General features: G+C 69.7%; 9 protein-coding genes. 1 reads left to right on the top strand and 8 read right to left on the bottom strand.

The features are described from left to right. The first annotated feature begins 13 nt into the window (after positions 1–13). Positions 14–1,279, top strand: coding sequence for a TCR/Tet family MFS transporter (locus tag ASE43_RS18860; RefSeq protein ID WP_057161549.1), 1,266 nt, complete (start codon positions 14–16; stop codon positions 1,277–1,279). Between the two features lie 210 nt (positions 1,280–1,489). On the opposite strand, the gene ASE43_RS18855 is transcribed toward ASE43_RS18860, so the two are convergent. The 8 genes from ASE43_RS18855 to ASE43_RS18820 form a co-directional block, all read right to left on the bottom strand. Beyond that, the gene (locus ASE43_RS18855; protein ID WP_057161548.1) at positions 1,490–1,852 is read right to left on the bottom strand and encodes a gamma-glutamylcyclotransferase family protein; all 363 of its coding nucleotides are present in this window, start codon (positions 1,850–1,852) and stop codon (positions 1,490–1,492) included. A gap of 29 nt (positions 1,853–1,881) precedes the next feature. Beyond that, positions 1,882–3,567: a putative 2OG-Fe(II) oxygenase gene (locus ASE43_RS18850; RefSeq protein ID WP_057161547.1), complete on the bottom strand. Its 1,686-nt coding sequence runs from the start codon at positions 3,565–3,567 to the stop codon at positions 1,882–1,884. Between the two features lie 70 nt (positions 3,568–3,637). Then, the gene (gene ggt / locus ASE43_RS18845; RefSeq protein WP_056177194.1) at positions 3,638–5,368 is read right to left on the bottom strand and encodes a gamma-glutamyltransferase; all 1,731 of its coding nucleotides are present in this window, start codon (positions 5,366–5,368) and stop codon (positions 3,638–3,640) included. Between the two features lie 228 nt (positions 5,369–5,596). Further along, a complete protein-coding gene (locus ASE43_RS18840; protein ID WP_057161546.1) occupies positions 5,597–8,482 on the bottom strand; it encodes an ATP-binding protein in 2,886 nt (961 codons plus the stop codon). 10 nt (positions 8,483–8,492) lie between these two features. After that, complete coding sequence (locus ASE43_RS18835; RefSeq protein ID WP_057161545.1) at positions 8,493–9,686, bottom strand: EAL domain-containing response regulator; 1,194 nt, start codon at positions 9,684–9,686, stop codon at positions 8,493–8,495. Between the two features lie 267 nt (positions 9,687–9,953). Further along, positions 9,954–10,601, bottom strand: a complete 648-nt coding sequence (locus ASE43_RS18830) for a tetratricopeptide repeat protein (protein WP_235568823.1) — start codon at positions 10,599–10,601, stop codon at positions 9,954–9,956. A 138-nt stretch (positions 10,602–10,739) separates the two neighbouring features. Beyond that, the gene (locus tag ASE43_RS18825) at positions 10,740–13,133 is read right to left on the bottom strand and encodes a family 20 glycosylhydrolase (protein ID WP_157500105.1); all 2,394 of its coding nucleotides are present in this window, start codon (positions 13,131–13,133) and stop codon (positions 10,740–10,742) included. 315 nt (positions 13,134–13,448) lie between these two features. Beyond that, the gene (locus ASE43_RS18820) at positions 13,449–16,184 is read right to left on the bottom strand and encodes a TonB-dependent receptor (protein WP_056177202.1); all 2,736 of its coding nucleotides are present in this window, start codon (positions 16,182–16,184) and stop codon (positions 13,449–13,451) included. Between the last annotated feature and the right edge of the window lie 76 nt (positions 16,185–16,260).

Raw genomic sequence — 16,260 nt, 5'->3', positions numbered from 1 at the left:
ATAGGGAGATGCCATGAGCACCCTACCCTCCGGCCGGCCTGCGCCGCCGACCCGGTCCCCCGCCCGCTACGCCCTGGCCCTGATCCTGGCCACGGTCGCGCTGGACGCGATCGGCCTGGGCCTGATCGCGCCGGTCCTGCCGCAGCTGCTCGACTCCTTCGGCCTGCAGCGCAATCTGGCCCTGCACGCCGGTGCCCTGACCGCGCTGTACGCGCTGATGCAATTCGTGTGCGCGCCGGCGCTGGGTGCACTCAGCGACCGTTATGGCCGCCGCCCGGTGCTGCTGTTCTCGCTGCTTGGCAGCGCCTTGGACTACCTGCTGATGGCCTGTGCGCCCTGGCTGTCGCTGCTGTATCTGGGCCGCGCCATGTCCGGCATCAGCGGCGCCAGCGGCTCGGTCGCCGGGGCCTACATCGCCGACATTTCCGACGCGTCCCAGCGCGCGCGCCGCTACGGCTGGATGGGCGCGAGCTTCGGCCTGGGCCTGATCGCGGGGCCGGTGATCGGCGGCCTGCTCGGTGCGATGTGGTTGCGGGCGCCGTTCGTGGCGGCGGCGGTGCTGGCAGCGCTGAACTTCTGCCTGGCCTGGCTGGCGCTGCCCGAGCCGGCGCGCGAACGCGGCCGCGCGCCGGCGCTGCGCGAACTGGTGCCGTGGCATTCCTTGCGCGAACTGGGCCGGCTGCCGGACCTGGCGCCGCTGCTCTGGCTGTACCTGGCCATGCAATTGGCCGGCCAGGTGCCGGGCACGCTGTGGGCGATCTACGGCCACGACCGCTTCGGTTGGAATCCGACCGCGGTGGGCCTGTCGCTGGCCGCGTTCGGGGTGATGCACGCGCTGTTCCAGGCGCTGGCGACCGGCCGCATCAGCGAACGCTTCGGCCCCGCGCGCAGCCTGGTCGGCGGCGTGGTCAGCGATGTGCTGGGTTACCTGACCTTCGCGTTCGCGCGCAGCGGCTGGACCGTGGCGCCGGGCCTGCTGCTGGCCGCCGGCGGCGGCATCGGCGGGCCGGCCTTGCTGGCGATGTCCAGCACGCACACCGACGAAGCCCGCCAGGGCGCGTTGCAAGGCGTGCTGGCCAGCCTCGCCAGCTTGGCCGCGGTGATCGGCCCGCTGGTGTTCGGCGCGGTCTACGTCGCCGGCGCCGGGCATTGGAACGGCTGGGCCTGGGTCGTGGGTGCGGCGCTGTATCTGCCGTGCATTCCGGCTTTGCGCGCGCTCTTGCGTGGCGCGCGCGGGGTGGCCGCACGGGGCGTTAGCGCCGACGCCGCGACGGGCTGAGGCCGGTGACGTGTGGCGGCGTGCAGTTGCGAGCTTGCGCGACGATGTCGGCGGATGGGGAGCGCGGGCGCTCGTAATGGCGCGACGATGCGGTTCGCCTAGGGCTCATCGCATCCTACGCGGCTGGAGTCGCGGCTTGAGAAGCAAATCCCCCTCGATCCCCCTTTTCCAAAGGGGGAGGCAGAGCGGTGATCGAAGCTGGGGACCGGATCAGCCGCCGTTGCGTTTCACGTACACCCAGGCGCGTCGCCCCGAGGCCAGCGGCGCCTCGACGCGTTGGTAGGCGTCGACTTCATAGGCGTCGGCGTGGCGCAGCTCTTCGGCGGTGATCGCGAACACCGTGCCGCTAACGCGGTCGGCCGGGTCGTCGCTGCGCTCGACGATGGGGTGGTGGGCCTGGCCACTGATGGCCACGACCTGCGCGTCTTCGATCTTCAACGCGCTGCGCCGATAACCGACCAGGGCATCGGCCTCGCCGTGCAACAGGCGGCCGAAGGTGGCGCGCTGCACGCCTGCGTCCTGCAGGGTGCCGTAGGAGAACAGGGCCCGGTCGCGGGCGTCGTCGGTGCTCATCTTGCGTTCTGGACGAGCGCGGCGCCGTCCTAGGCGGCCGCGAGATCGAAGGAAATGCTGATGCGTTCGCCGCTGCCCTGGTAAGGCAAGGTGCGGTGGAACACATAGGACGGGAACAGCAGCAGGCGGCCCACGTGCGGGCGCACCAGACGCAACGCGGCCGCCGGCCATTGCGGCAGGCCCGCGTAGGGCCGGCCGAATTCGATCCAGCCGGCGTGATCGGGAGCGGCGTGATCGGGATCGGGATCGGCTTGATCGGGATCGTCTTGATCGGGAGCGGCGTCGACGATCGCCTCGGGCAGTTCGACGTAGTACGCGCCCGACAGCCAGGAATCCTCGTGGATGTGGGTGTCGATGTAGCCGCTCTCGGCGGCCTGGGTCGCCCACACGTGCAGGCGGTAGCGCAGCGGCACGTTGCGCAGGAAGACGTCGTCGTGCGCGTCCGTGCCGGCCTGGCGCTGGCGCGCATCGGCGATGAAGGCGTCGATCGCCGCGCGCAGGCGCTGCTCGAAGCCGACGATGGCCGGGGTGCGATCGGCGAGCAGATCGCCGCTGAGATAGGCCTGGCGCGCGGCCAGACCGGCCGGCTCCCAACGCTGCTGGCTGTGGCGGCGGATGTCCTGGGCCAACTCGGCATGGAAGGCGGCGGCATCGGCATACGCGGGCGGCGGCGCGAGATCGATCGCGTGGATGTGACGTTGCAGCCCCAGCAGGTCGACCGCGTCGGCGACGCGGCCATCGGCGGCCAGCGCCACACCGAGGTGGGCGATGCTGCGCTGGTCGTCGCCTTGCTGCCGCAGCGCCGCGCTCAGCTGCTCGTGCGCGGCCTGGGCCCGGCCGGCGTGCAGCAGTGCGATGCCGTGCTGGCGTTGCAGCACCGGCGTGTCCAGGCCGCGACCGATCGCGTCGGCGTAGATCGCGGCGGCATCGCTGCCGCGGCCGTTCAAGATCAACTGATCGCCGAGGATTTCGACGCTGGCGGGATGGTCCGGCTGCAACTGCAAGGCCCGGCGCGCATGCGCTTCGGCGCGTACCGGCTCGCCGAGCTTGCGCAGCAGCACCGCGGCGTTGCGATGCGCCGCGGCCAGGTTCGGGTCCAGTTGCAGGGCGCGTTCGGCCGACCGCAGGCCCTCCAGCAAGGAAGGCCGATCGAACAGATTGGACAGCAGCACAGCCAAGGCCTGGTGCGCTTCCGGGTCCTGCGGCGCCAGCCGCAAGGCGTTGCGCGCGGCCGCGATCGCCTGCGGATATTCCTGCAACCGGCTGTGCGCCGCGGACAGGTTGTTCCAGGCCTCGGGCCAGTTCGGATCGCGCTCGGTCGCGGCAGCGAAGCCGGCGGCGGCGGCGGCGTAGTCGCCCAGTTGGAAAGCCGCGTTGGCGTAGCGGAACGCCGCGCGCGCGTCCTGCGGCAGGCGCTGCATGGCCAGTTGCAGCAAGGGCGCCGCGGCCGCGGCCTGGCCGGCGTGCAGCAGGCGCGTGCCCAGGTCCAAGGCGGCCGGGCCGTCGTCCGGGCGTAGTTGCTGCGCGCGCGTCGCCGCCGCCAGCCCGCGCGGCGCGTCGCCCAGCGCCTGCGCGGCGACCGCGAGCATGCGCCAGGCATCGAAGTTGTTCGGATCCTGGGCGAGCACCGCTTCGCAACGCAGGCGCGCCTGCGCCGCGTCGCCGCGTTGCAAGGCCGCGTAGGCTTCGCGCAGCAGACCTGCAACGGCGTTCATGCCGGCGTGCCGCCGCCGACCGCGGCACGATCGCCCGAACGCCGTAGCGCGAGCGGCCTGCGATCGCTCATCAGTAGCCCGCCGCCTGGCCGTCCTTGCGCGATTCGCTGGCGCCGACGTAACCGCCGTGGGGATTGACCATGATGGCCTGGTAGCCGCCGTAAGGGCCGTTGGCGAAACGCACGCTATGGCCCTTGCGCATCAGCTCGCGCACGGTTTCGTAGGGATAGCCGGTTTCCAGATCCAGCTCGCCGCCGTCGCTCATCACCGTGGCCTGTCCGGCCGGCTCGGTGGAACCGTCGTGCTGGATGCGCGGCGCATCGCCGGCTTCCTGCAGGTTCATGCCGAAGTCGATCAGGTTCATCACGATCTGCGCATGGCCCTGCGGCTGCATCGCGCCGCCCATCACGCCGAACGACAGCCAGGGCTTGCCGTCCTTGGTCACGAACGCGGGAATGATGGTGTGGAACGGGCGCTTGCCCGGCGCGAACGAATTCGGGTGGCCTTCCTTGAGCACGAACTGCTCGCCGCGGTCCTGGAAGATGAAGCCCAGGCCCGGCGCGGCCATGCCGCTGCCCATGCCGCGGTAGTTGGATTGGATCAACGAGACCATCATGCCGTCGGCATCGGCCACAGTCATGTAGATGGTGTCGCCCTCGTCCAGTTCCTTGGGCGTGGCCGGCTGCACTTCGCGCGCGGCCTTGTCCATCGAGATCAGCTTGCGGCGTTGTTCGGCATAACGCTTGGAGATCAGCTGTTCGACCGGCAGCTTGCCGAAGGCCGGATCGGCGTACCAGCGCGCGCGGTCGGCGAAGGCCAGCTTCTTGGCTTCGGCGAACAGATGCACGTGCTCCGGGCTGCCGAAGCCGTAGCCCTTGAGGTCGTAGCCTTCCAGGATGTTGAGGATCTGCAGCGCGGCGATGCCCTGGCCGTTGGGCGGCAGTTCCCAGACGTCGTAGCCGCGGTAGTTGCTGCTGACCGGCTCGACCCACTCGCCCTGGTGCGAGGCCAGATCGTCGTAGCTGAGGTAGCCGTCGTTGGCCTTGAAGTAGGCGTCGATGGTGCGCGCGATATCGCCCTTGTAGAACGCGTCGCGGCCGCCGTTGGCGATCTTCTCCAGGGTCGCGGCCAGGTTGGGGTTCTTCCAGGTCTCGCCGGTGCGCGGGGCGCGCCCGTCGATGGTGAACTGCTCCTTGAAGCCGGGCCACTTCGACAGGCGCGGCACCGAGGCGTTCCAGTAGTAGGCGATCACCTCGTGCACCGGATGGCCTTCGCGCGCGTAGCGGATCGCCGGGGCCAGGTCGTCGGCCATGGACTTGCGGCCGAAGCGGCCGTGCAGGGCGAACCAGGCATCGACCGCGCCGGGCACGGTCACCGGCAACGGGCCGTAGGACGGCACGTCGCTGAGGCCGCGCTTGCGGAACTCGGCCAGGCTGAGCGACTTGGGCGAACGCCCGGAGCCGTTGTAGCCGTAAAGCTGCTTGGTCTTGGGGTCCCAGACGATCGCGAACAAGTCGCCGCCGATGCCGCTACCGGTGGGCTCCATCAAACCGAGCGCGGCGTTGGCGGCGATCGCCGCGTCGACCGCGCTGCCGCCCTGCTTCATCACGTCCAGCGCGATCTGGGTGGCCAGCGGATGCGAGGTCGCGGCGATCGCGTGCGGCGCGTAGACCTCGCTGCGGGTCGCGAAGGGTTTGCCGGTGACGCGGTCGGCGGCGGCGGCCGGCGCGGCGTGGCCGGCGGCGAGCAGCACGCCGAGCAGGAGCAGCGGCAAGCGGTGGGGCACGAGGCGTGAGGTCATGGCGCGGCTCCGCGGATCGGACCGCGACGATAACGCAGACCGGCGCGGGAGGGAGCGGCACGGTCGCGCGGAGGGGGACCCGACGGCGGCGTATGCGGGGGAGCACGCGCAGAACCTGTGGTCTGGAGTGCGAGCGTATGGCGCGAGCGTTCGGGCTTACGTGGTCGCGGCGCGCGCCGCTCCCACCCCCAAAGCGCGGCGACGCGGGCTCGGTCGCCCGCGCCGAGATCAGCTCGACGGCAGTTGCGCCGCGAGCAGACGCAGGTGCTGCAAGGCCGTGTCCAGATCGGCCGCCAACGGCAGGATCGCCGGCCAGTCGCCGTGGCGGCCGGCCGTTTCCAGCGCCGCGGCCGCCTGCGCCAGTTCGGTCGCGCCGACCATGCGCGCGGCGCCCTTGATCTTGTGCGCCTGGCGCGTGAGCGCGACGGTATCGCCGCCCTCGCGCGCCGCGTGCAGCCCCGCCGCGTCCTGCGCGGTCGCGGCCAGGAATTCCTCGAGCAGGGCACGCGCTTCCGCGGGCGCGCCGCCGGTGAGCGCGCCCAGCACCTCGGCGTCCAAGGCTTGGGCCTGATCGACTTGCGGCAAGGCCGTCGTCGCGCCCATCTCGGCAGTCGCGGTATCGATGCCGTGGGGCAGCGTATGCGGCAGCCAGCGCTGCAGGCAGGTCGCCAGCACCGGCACCGACACCGGCTTGCTCAGGTAATCGTCCATGCCCGCGGCCAGGCAGCGTTCGGCCTCGCCCTTCAAGGCAGAGGCGGTCAGGGCCACGATCGGCGTGCGCTCCAAGCTTTCCTCGACCTCCGCCGCGCGGATCGCGCGCGCCAGGGCATAGCCGTCCAGGCCGGGCATGTGCACATCCGACAACAGCAGCGCATAGCGGCCGCTGCGCCAACGCTCCAGCGCCTGCAGACCGTCCTCGGCCGCCTCGCTGGCGTAACCGGCCAGGGCGAGTTGGCGCGCGATCACCATGCGGTTGGTCGGATGGTCGTCGGCCAGCAGCACCAGGCTGCGCTCGCGCTCGGCCTGCTCCAGGCTGGGCATGGGGCGCGGCGCGATCGTGGCCGGCGCCTCGGCGCCGTCGGGCTCGGCGGGCAGTTCCGATTCCGGCGCGCGTGCCAGGCTCACCGTCAGACGCATGCTGGTGCCCAGGCCGGGCCGGCTTTCCATGCTCACCTCGCCGCCCATCAGCTCGGCCAGGCGACGGCAGATCGCCAGGCCCAGGCCGGTGCCGCCGTAACGGCGCGTGGTGTCGCCCTCGGCCTGGCTGAAGGGCTGGAACAGATGGCGCTGCTGCTCTTCGCCCACGCCGATGCCGGTGTCGGTGACGCGGAAGCACAAGGTGTCGCGCACCGTGCCGTCGGCGTCCTTGGCGCTGGACTGCCATTCCAGCGCCGCCTGGACCAGGCCTTCGGCGGTGAACTTGAGCGCGTTGGACAGGAAGTTGCCGACCACCTGGCGCAGGCGCAGTCCGTCGGCGCGGTGCGCCGGGCCGACGCGCGGATCGATTTCGCACAGCAGGTTCAGGCCTTTGCTGGAGGCGGCGCCGGCGTAGTTGGCGACCGTGCTGCGCAACAGCGTCGGCAGCGCGACCACGCTGGGCGACAACTCCAGACGGCCGGCCTCGATCTTCGAGAAATCCAGGATGTCGCCGATGATCTGCAGCAGCGAGGCGGACGACTGCTGGATCACGTTCAAGGCGCGCCGTTGATCGGGATCCAGGCGCGAGTGCGCGAGCACTTCGATCATGCCGGTCACGCCGATCATCGGGGTGCGGATCTCGTGGCTCATCGCGGCCAGGAACGAGGACTTGGCGCGGCTGGCCTCCTGCGCGCGCGCCTCGCTCGCGCGCAGCTCGCGTTCCAGGCGCCGGATCGCGCTGAGGTCGGCGGCGACCAGCAACAAGCCGCCGTCGCCGCCGTCGGGCTCGTTCATCGCCGACACCGCCACCAGCGCCGGCACCCAGGTGCCGTTGCGATGGCGCAGCATCATCTCGCGCGGCGCGGCGCGCATCCGCGCCAGCTCGCGCAGCGCGGTCCAATCGGCCTGCACCGGCCGCCCCAGCCGGTCGCCGAGTTCGAACGCCAGCGTCTGCAAGGCCTTGGGTTCGAACAGCGCGTGCAAGCGCTCGCGCGCGAGCAGATCGCTGGCGTGCCAGCCCAGCAACTGCTCGGCGAAGGGATTGACCTGGCTGAACTGGCCGCGCGCGTCGACCGCGACGATCGCGGTCTGGGCCGCGTCCAGCAGCGAACGCTGGAACTGTTCGCGACGCTCCAGCTCGGCGCGCGTGCGTTCGTTGCGAATCAGCTGGCCGGTGAGTTCGTTCTCGAAGCCCAGCACGTCGCGGCGCATTTCCATGAAGGCCTGCATCACCGTGGCCAGCTCGCCGCGCGGCTCGTGCTTGGGCGTGGCGGTGTAATCGTGCTCGCGCATGCGCCGCGCCAGCCAGGTCAGGCTTTCGACGCCGCGGTAGGCGTTGCGCAACACCCGGCGCCCGACCACCGCCGCGATCAGCAGCGCCAACACCGACAGCCCGATACGCAGCATGCTGGCTTGGCGGCTGCGCGCGATGTCGTTGCGAACCACGCCGTCGGCCTCGACCATGGCCAGGTCCGACAGCAGCTTCAGGCGCTGGGTGACCGGATCGATGGCCGGGTACAAACGCGTGTCGGCGAAACGGCCCAGGGCGTCGATATCCTCGCGCACCAGGATCGCGCGCAACTCCGCCGCGGCCGCGTCGGCGGCCACGCGCGCGTCGGCGGCGGCGCGGAAGTGAACCTGCTCCTCGGGCGTGCGCGGCAGCTGCGCCAGCACCGCCCAGCTTTCGTCGATGCGTTTGCGCGCCTCGTCGATCGTGGCCACGCCCTCGCGCCAGGGCACCAGGTCGTTGCGCACGCGAAAGGTGGTGTCGACCACGTCCAGGCCGTAGGCATCGGAGACCATCTTGATCCGGCGCAGGCCGCGCAGGGAATCGTCGCGCAGGGTCAGTAGCGATTCGCGGGCGCGGTACTGGGCGACCTCGTCGATCACCAGCACCGCCGCGCCGGTCAGCAGCAGCAGGCCGAACAGCGCCCACAGCTGGCGCCGGATGCTGAGCGTGCCCAGCCAGGCGCGCATGCGGCGCGCTCTACTCCGGCCGCCGCCAGCGACCGAGCACGCTGGGCAGATCCTCGCCGGGCACCGGTTCGGCGATCAGATGGCCCTGGGCCATGCCGCAGCCCAGCTCGGCCAGCATCTGCCAGTCGTCGACGGTTTCCACGCCCTCGGCGACCACGTCCAGCCCGAGCTTGCGCGCCAGGTCCAGGCTGGCCTCGATCACCGCGCGCTTGCGCGGCTGCTCCTTGGCGCCGGAGACGAAGCCCTGGTCGATCTTGAGTTCAGTGAACGGAATCTGCGACAGCTGCGAGAGCGAGGAATAGCCGGTGCCGAAATCGTCGATCGACAGGCCGAAGCCCTTCAGACGCAGGCGCGCCAGCACGCCCAGGCCGCGCGCGGCGTCGCTCATCAGCGAGCTCTCGGTGATCTCCAGCACCACTTCCTCCGGCTCCACCCCGGCCTCGCGCACCAGGTGCTGGAAGCGGTCGGCCGCGCCGCTGTCGGCCAGGGTCGCGGGCGAGACGTTGACCGACAGATTCAGGCGGATGCCCTGCTGATCCCAGCTGCGCTTCCAGCGGCAACCCTCGACCAGCATGTGATCGGTGAGCAGATCGACCAGGCCTTCGCGCTCCATCATCGGCACGAAATGCATCGGGCGCACGATGCGGCCGTCGGGACGGCGCCAACGCGCCAACGCCTCCACCCCGACCGGCTTGCCGTTGCCGAACTCGACCTGCGGCTGGAACCACGGCCCGATCTCGCCCGCCGCCAGTGCTTCGCGTACCGCCAGCGGCGTAACCTCGACCGGCTCGTCGGCCTCGGCCGCGTGCAGGGCGTGCTCGTAGCCTTCCAGCGCCTGCTGCAGCTTGGCCAGGGTCAGCGGCTTTTCGACATTGCCCAGCACGCGCAGGCCGTAGGCGCGCGCCATGGTCTGCACGGTGTTGAGCAGGGCCGGATCCAACGCGCTGACCACTGCCACCGAGCGCGCCAGGCTGCGCTGGGCGACGTGGTCGATGAACTCGATGCCGTCCATGCCGGGCATGTCCAGATCGACCAGGATCACGTCCGGCGGCGTGCGCACTTCCTCCAGCAGGCGCAGCGCGCCGGCGCCGTCGGCGGCTTCGAGCACGTTGACCACGCCCAGCTCGGCGAGCAGGCGCAGCGCCATGCGGCGCTGGAACCCGTGATCCTCCACCACCATCACGCTAAGCGTCGTAATCGACATGCCGTTCCCTGGTGAGAGCCCTGCCGTGGCCACGATGCGGGGCGGCGCGATCGCAACGGCCCGACTGTATCCGTGCATAGCGTTCAACGGGAACGACGCCGACGAACGGTCGCGGCTCCGGCATGGACGAGGGCGCAGGGCCCGCAGGCCCGCCCCGCCTGCCTCTCAGGGCGGGGATACCGGTCGTCGGGCGGACGCTGACGCCTGCGGCGCATAAAAAAAGCGGAGCCGAGGCTCCGCTTTTTTAGGTCCCAGGTAGGTCCGCGCTCAGGGATACTTGGGCGGATTGGCGGCCCAGGCCGCCTGCACTTCCGTCAGCATCTTGCGCTCGGCCTCGGTCCAGGCCGGCAGCAGGCGCGCGTACTGGGCGGTGGTGTTCCACTGCAGCGGCTCGGTGCGCACGGCGGCGGCGTACCACTGCACGGCCTCGTCCTTGCGGCCCATCGACCACAGCACCAGGGCGAAGGTCGGCGGCATCCAGCTGGCGGTCACGCCGCGCGTGGTGGCCAGGGTGCGCCATTGTTCGAAGGCGCCCTTGTCGTCGCCGGCGCGATACAGGTCCCAGCCGTAGTTCCACATCACCGAGCGCCAGATGCCGTCGGTGGCGTCCAGGCCGGACAGCGCGCGCGCGTAGAGCTGGCGGCCGAGCTCGACGCGGCCGGCTTCCATGGCCAGGTGGGCGAGCTGCGCAGCCTCGGCGTCGGCGCCGGCCTTGCGTTCGATGATGCGGCTGAGCTTCTGCATCGCCGCTTCGCCGGTATCGCGCACCACCACCACCGGCTTGGTGGTGTTGGCGTCGGCGTCGAAATAGAACTCGGCGGGCTTGGGCAGCGGCTGAGTGGCGGCGGTCTGGGCCGCGGCGGTTCCGGACACGGCCAGCAGGGCCGTCAACAACAACACACTACGAATACGCATGATCGATGAATCCCCCGTAATACCCCGCCATGCTAACCCGAGCGGAGTCCGGATCGCGCCGTTCATCACGCTTTCTGCGCTGAATCGGGCAGGGCGACGCCCCGGCGCGGGCCGGGGCGTGCAGACCGGGGGCCGGCCTCAGCGCGGCTGCAGGGTCACCCGCTCGATCGCCCACAAGGGGTCGTGACTGCCGCTGGCGAACACCAGGCACAAATCATGGGTGCCCGCGGTCGGCGCGATCTTGGCGCGCAGCGTGGTGAGACCGGCGGTGCGCCGCGCCGAGCCCAGCGGCAGCACCGCGATCGGCGCGCCCTCGCAGGTGTCGGCGCGCACTTCCAGTGCGCCTTCCGGCCCGTTGGCGGCGCGGGTGACGACCTTGGGCGTGTCGTGCCAGAGCTGGAAATTGAAGGGCACCTGGCCGACCCGGACCTCGATCGCGCCGACCTGGTCCAGGGCCGCGCCTTCATAGATCCAGCACGGGTCGAACACGTCGGCCAGCAGAGTCGCTCGCGGCGAACGCCCGCCGATGCCGTCAGCCGGCGCGTCGTCCTCCATGCGCAGGTTCAGACCGCCCTTGCACTGGCGCAGGCGGTTGCCGGTGCGCTGGCTCAGTGCGGCCAGATCGGTCGGGGCGTAGCGCCGCGGCGCCGACAGCGGGCGGCCGTCGACATAGGTCGCGGCCTGGAACACGGTCGGCGGGCGCAGCGCCAGCGGCGCGGCATACAGCGGCGATTGCGTGCTCAGTTCGCCCTTGCCTTCGAGGTAGCGAATCTGACCGAAACCGACCTGATTGGACAGCTTCAGCAGCGGCTGCCCCTGGCCGTCGCGCTCGACTTCGAAGCGCACCGCGAACGTCGCATCCGACGCCTGAACCTTCTGCGCCTGATAGCGCCCCATCTGCGGCACCAGCCGGCGCAGGAAGCCGTCCCAATCGCGCGCGCCCTTGGGCGACCACACCGCTTCGGCCAGCGCGGCCGTGCGCGGGAAGTAGGCGCGTTCGACCGCGTCGAAGCTGCGCTTGTGCTCGGTCCACAGATTGGCCTGCGCGCCGAGCACGTGCTTGGCCTGTTCGGGCGTGAGCTCGGCCGGCACCGGCTCGAAGCCGTACACCGATTTCAAGGTCATCGCGGCCAGGCGCCCGGTGGCTTCGTCGTCGTTGTCGCTTTGCACGTGATCGAAATACAGGTCCGGCGCCGGCGCCAGCACCACGTCGTGTCCGGCGCGCGCGGCCTCGACCGCGCCCTTGATGCCGCGCCAGGACATCACCGTCGCGCGCGGCGGCAGGCCGCCTTCGAGGATCTCGTCCCAGCCGATCAGGCGGCGATTGTGGCTGCCCAGGTAGTTCTCGATGCGGGCCACGAACCAGCTCTGCATCGCCATCTCGTCCTTCAACCCCAGTGCGGTCTTCTGCGCCTGGATGCTGGGCGAGGCCTGCCACTGATCCTTGGCCGCCTCGTCGCCGCCGATGTGGATGTAGCGACCGGGGAACAGGGTGGTGACTTCGGCCAGCACGTCCTGCAGGAAACCGAAGGTGGCGTCCTGGGTGTTGAACAGATAGGTGTGCACGCCCCAGTCCGGCGACACCGGCGGCGGCGCCTTGAGCACGTCGCTCACGCCCAGCTCGGGATAGGCGGCGATCGCGGCCTGGGCATGGCCCGGCATTTCGATCTCGGGGACGATGGTGACGTAACGTTCGGCGGCGTAACGCACCACGTCGCGGATCTGGTCCTGGGTGTAGTAGCCGCAGTACTGGAGCGCGGCGCCGGTGACCGGGTCATGACCGGAAGCGCCGGCCGGAATCCGGCAGCTGCCGACTTGCGTGAGCTTGGGATACTTCTTGATCTCGATCCGCCAGCCCTGGTCATCGGTGAGATGCCAGTGGAAGGTGTTGAGCTTGTGCAGCGCCATCTGGTCGATCAGGGTCTTGACCTGGTCGACGCTCTGGAAATGGCGCGCCGAATCCAGCATCAGCCCGCGCCAGCCGAAACGCGGCGCGTCCTCGATGCGTTGGGCGGCGATGGTCGCCGCGCCGCGGCCGCCGTCGGCGGTGGCCAGCTGCCACAGCGTGACCGCACCGTAGAACAGACCGGCCGGCGCACGCGCTTCGATGCGCGCGCCCTGTGGGCCGATGTCGAGGTGGTAGGCCTCGTCGTTGGGCAGCGCGGCCTGAGGATCGATCGCGAATACGACGGTGTGCGCGGCCTCGCCGGCGGCGCTGCCGCTGGCGTCGACGTTGGGCGCGAAACCGCGCAGGCGCTGCAGACGCGCGGCGAAGTCGCGTGCGATCCGCGCCGCGTCGGCGTTGCCGCCGACGGCCTGCAATCGCGTGCTCACGTCCAGCACGAACGCGCCCTCGCGGGCCTGCACCTTGGCCGGCAACGGAATCACCGGGGTGATCTGCGACGCCTGAGCGGCGGGGACTTCCGCCGTGGCGTCCTGGCCGCCGCGTTGGCAGGCCGACAATGTGATCGCCGTCACCATGGACAGCACTACCGTCGCGGCCACCGCCGCGCGCATGCGTTTACCGCTCATCCCCGACCCCTCGTTGTCCGTCCGACACTCATACAACAAGCGGGCCCGGCATAACCGGGCCCGTTGTCGCAGCTGAAAGCTACCGGAGCGCCCGAAGGCGCGGTAGTGCCTGGATCGTAGGGTGCGGTGAGCCGTAGGCGAACCGCACCATCGCGTCGATCCGAAACTCCGCGACGATGCGGTCGGCACCGCACCCTACACCCGCACCTGAAACCAACGGATCGTAGGGTGTGGTGAGCCATAGGCGAACCGCACCATCGCGCTAATCCGAACCTCCGCGACGGTGCGGTTGGCACCGCACCCTACATCCGGACCTTAGTAGTTGAAGCGGAAGTTCAAGTAGTACTGGCGGCCGTTCTCGTAGACCGAACGCGGACGGTCCTTGGTGGCGTAGTACGTGGTCTTGGGGTTGTTGAGGTTCATCGCGTCCAGGCTCAACGCCATGTGGTCGTTGATCTTGTAACCGAACGAAGCCGACACGGTGTCGATTTCGTCCTGATAGAACGCCGAGTTGCGATCCAGGCCGCTGTAGAACTCGGAGCGGTAGGTGTAGTTGACGCGGGCGTTGAAGCGATCGTTCTCGAACCACAGGCCGACGTTGTAGGTGTTCTCGGACGTGCCCAGCATCGGCGTGCCGTCGTCGGTGTCGGCCTCGGCGTAGGTGTAGTTCGCGAACGCGCCGAAGTAGTCGCCGATCGGGCCTTCCCAGGCCAGCTCGAAGCCGTTGACCTTGGCGCCCGAATTGACCGGGATGGTCACGTCGTAGTCGACCATGGCGCCATTGGGACGCTGCGCATCGATGGTCAAGTACTGACGGCGCACGTTGGCCAGCGAAACGTAGTTGTCGATGTTCATGCTGAACACGCCGAAGGAAAACAGCGCGCGCTCACCGTAGTACCACTCCACGGTCGCGTCGAGGTTGGTCGACAGGATCGGGGCGAGGTTGGGATTGCCACCTGTGCCGTTGCCCACGCCTCCTGCCGCGGCCGGCGGGAGCAGCGAGACCGCGCCGGCGATGGCCGAGAAATCCGGGCGGGTCAGGGTGCGCGAAGCGGCCAGGCGCAGAACCACGTCGTCGGTGATGTCGAGCTTGAGGTTCGCGCTCGGCAGCCAATCCTTGTACGTGTTCTTGGTCAGCACGGTCTTGTAGGGACCGAAGGCCGAGGTGGTGATCGCGGCCGGATCGGTGGCCGAAGTGCTCACGTAGTTGGTGACGTCTTCCTGGGTCTCCACGTAACGCAGACCGACGTTGGCCGTCCAGCGCTCGCCCTGGAAGTTGAGCTGGCCGTACGCCGCGGTGCTCTTTTCCTCCAGACCGTAGGCGCCGAGGTAGTAGAAGCGCGAGACCGGATCGCGGTTGGCCAGGCGGTTGAACGCGGCCAGGCTTTCCGGCGAGAAGTACCAGATGTTGCGCGGGAAGTTGCCGCCGATGCCGTTGGCGAAATCGCCCGGGTAGTTGCTGAAACCCTGCGGCCAGTTGGCCGGATTGAACGGATCCTGCGGCAGAGCGAAGTTCGGGCCCTGCGCGGTAACCTGGTCGAGATTGCGCTCGTGACGCGCCTGGCGCACGCCGAAATCGATCGAGGTCACCAGGCCGCCGTCGAAGAAGTAGGTGCCGTCGATCTGGCCCCAGTCCTCCTTGTCTTCGACGTCGATGTCCTGGAAGCCGAAGATCCAGTCCAGGCGGTAGTCGGTGTTGGGAATGCCAGGCGCGCCGGTGTTGGCGTTGCCCAGGTGCCAGTTGGCCGCGCCGACGCCGTTGAGGCCCCAGCCGCCGCCGCTGTTGAGGCCCACGTCCCACTCGGCCACGTCCTGCACCGGGGTTTCGCCGTGGCCTTCGGAGGTGCCGGCCTGGGCCGAGAAGCGCAGCTTGTCGCTGACGTCCCACTTGCCTTCCAGGCTGAAGAACTCGGTGCTGGACTTGGCGCCCGGGCGCGAGATCTGGTCGTAGATGCCGAAGGCGTTGGACGGCGTGGCGCCCGGGGTCGGCGCGAAGTTGGCCGAGACCAGGGTGTTGTTGCGCACCACGTAGCCTGGCAGCGGCACCTGGCCGTTGGTGCCGTCAAGGCCGTTGATGATGCGGCTGCCCCAGATCATGTAGTTGCGGTTGTAGTTGTCGGCCTTCATGTCCGAGCGGAAGTAATTCGCTTCCAGCTCGAAGTTGTCGGCCGGCTTCCATTGCGCGGTGAACATGCCGCCGGTGCGCTTGCGCTCCTGTTCGAACAGCGCCGAGCCCAGCAGGGTCGGGAAGAACACGCCGACCAGATCGGGATGGGCAACGCCGGCAGCGGTGTTGGCGCCAATCGCTTCGTAGCCCAGCAGCTCCTGGCCGTCGCGACGCAGATGGCGCTCTTCGCTGAAGGCCTGCACGGTGATGCCGAACGTGCCGTCCTCGTTCTTCCAGTTGCCCAGCACCGAGATCTGCGGATCGGTCTTGCTGGGCTGCTCGGCGTACACGCCGCCGACCGAGCCGAAGATGCTGAAGCCCTTCTCGAAGTTGAGCGGGTTGCGGGTGACGATGTCGACGCTGCCGACCGCGCCGCCTTCGACCAGCTTGGCCTCGGACGACTTGCGCACCACCACCTTGTCGACCAGTTCGGACGGCAGCAGCGAATAGCTCACGCTGCGGCCGACGGTGCCGGTCTGGTTGAGCACGAACCAGTCGCCGGTGGCGATGTTGTGGCCGTCGATCAGGGTCTGGGTGAGGCTGGGGCTGGTGCCGCGCATGGACACGCGGTCGTTCTCGTCGAACGCGCCCTCGTTGGCGCTGGCCGCCGAGATGTTCACGCCCGGCACGCGCGCGAGCGAGTCGGCGACGTTCTTGTCGGGCATCTTGCCGATGTCTTCGGAGGTGATGACCTCGACGCGGGTGACGTCGTCGCGCTTGGTGTCCAGCGACTGCTCGATCGCGCCGCGGATGCCCTTGACCACGATGGTATCCAGGTCCTTGGCGTCCGGCGATGCGCTGCTTGCGTCCTGCGCCACGGCCTGGCCGGCAAAGCCGAGGGCCGCGACGATACTGACGGACAGAATGGTCTTGCGAACTTTCATTGGGTTCTCTCCCTCGGGCTATGGTCCTCTCCGCCGCTCGATCTGCGTCGATTGGGCGAAGCCTGGTACGTCTGTT

Source organism: Lysobacter sp. Root983 (assembly GCF_001429345.1).
Classification (GTDB): Bacteria; Pseudomonadota; Gammaproteobacteria; order Xanthomonadales; family Xanthomonadaceae; genus Lysobacter.
Note: the sequence above shows the minus strand (reverse complement) of the source record. Positions and strands in the feature narration are given on the sequence as shown.

Excerpts from the sequence above, each read along its gene's own strand:
- ASE43_RS18860 (WP_057161549.1), top strand. The coding sequence starts at position 14 with ATGAGCACCCTACCCTCCGGCCGGCCTGCGCCGCCGACCCGGTCCCCC.
- ASE43_RS18825 (WP_157500105.1), bottom strand. The coding sequence starts at position 13,133 with ATGAGCGGTAAACGCATGCGCGCGGCGGTGGCCGCGACGGTAGTGCTG.
- ASE43_RS18840 (WP_057161546.1), bottom strand. The coding sequence starts at position 8,482 with ATGCGCGCCTGGCTGGGCACGCTCAGCATCCGGCGCCAGCTGTGGGCG.
- ASE43_RS18820 (WP_056177202.1), bottom strand. The coding sequence starts at position 16,184 with ATGAAAGTTCGCAAGACCATTCTGTCCGTCAGTATCGTCGCGGCCCTC.
- ASE43_RS18830 (WP_235568823.1), bottom strand. The coding sequence starts at position 10,601 with ATGCGTATTCGTAGTGTGTTGTTGTTGACGGCCCTGCTGGCCGTGTCC.
- ASE43_RS18855 (WP_057161548.1), bottom strand. The coding sequence starts at position 1,852 with ATGAGCACCGACGACGCCCGCGACCGGGCCCTGTTCTCCTACGGCACC.
- ASE43_RS18835 (WP_057161545.1), bottom strand. The coding sequence starts at position 9,686 with ATGTCGATTACGACGCTTAGCGTGATGGTGGTGGAGGATCACGGGTTC.
- ggt (WP_056177194.1), bottom strand. The coding sequence starts at position 5,368 with ATGACCTCACGCCTCGTGCCCCACCGCTTGCCGCTGCTCCTGCTCGGC.
- ASE43_RS18850 (WP_057161547.1), bottom strand. The coding sequence starts at position 3,567 with ATGAACGCCGTTGCAGGTCTGCTGCGCGAAGCCTACGCGGCCTTGCAA.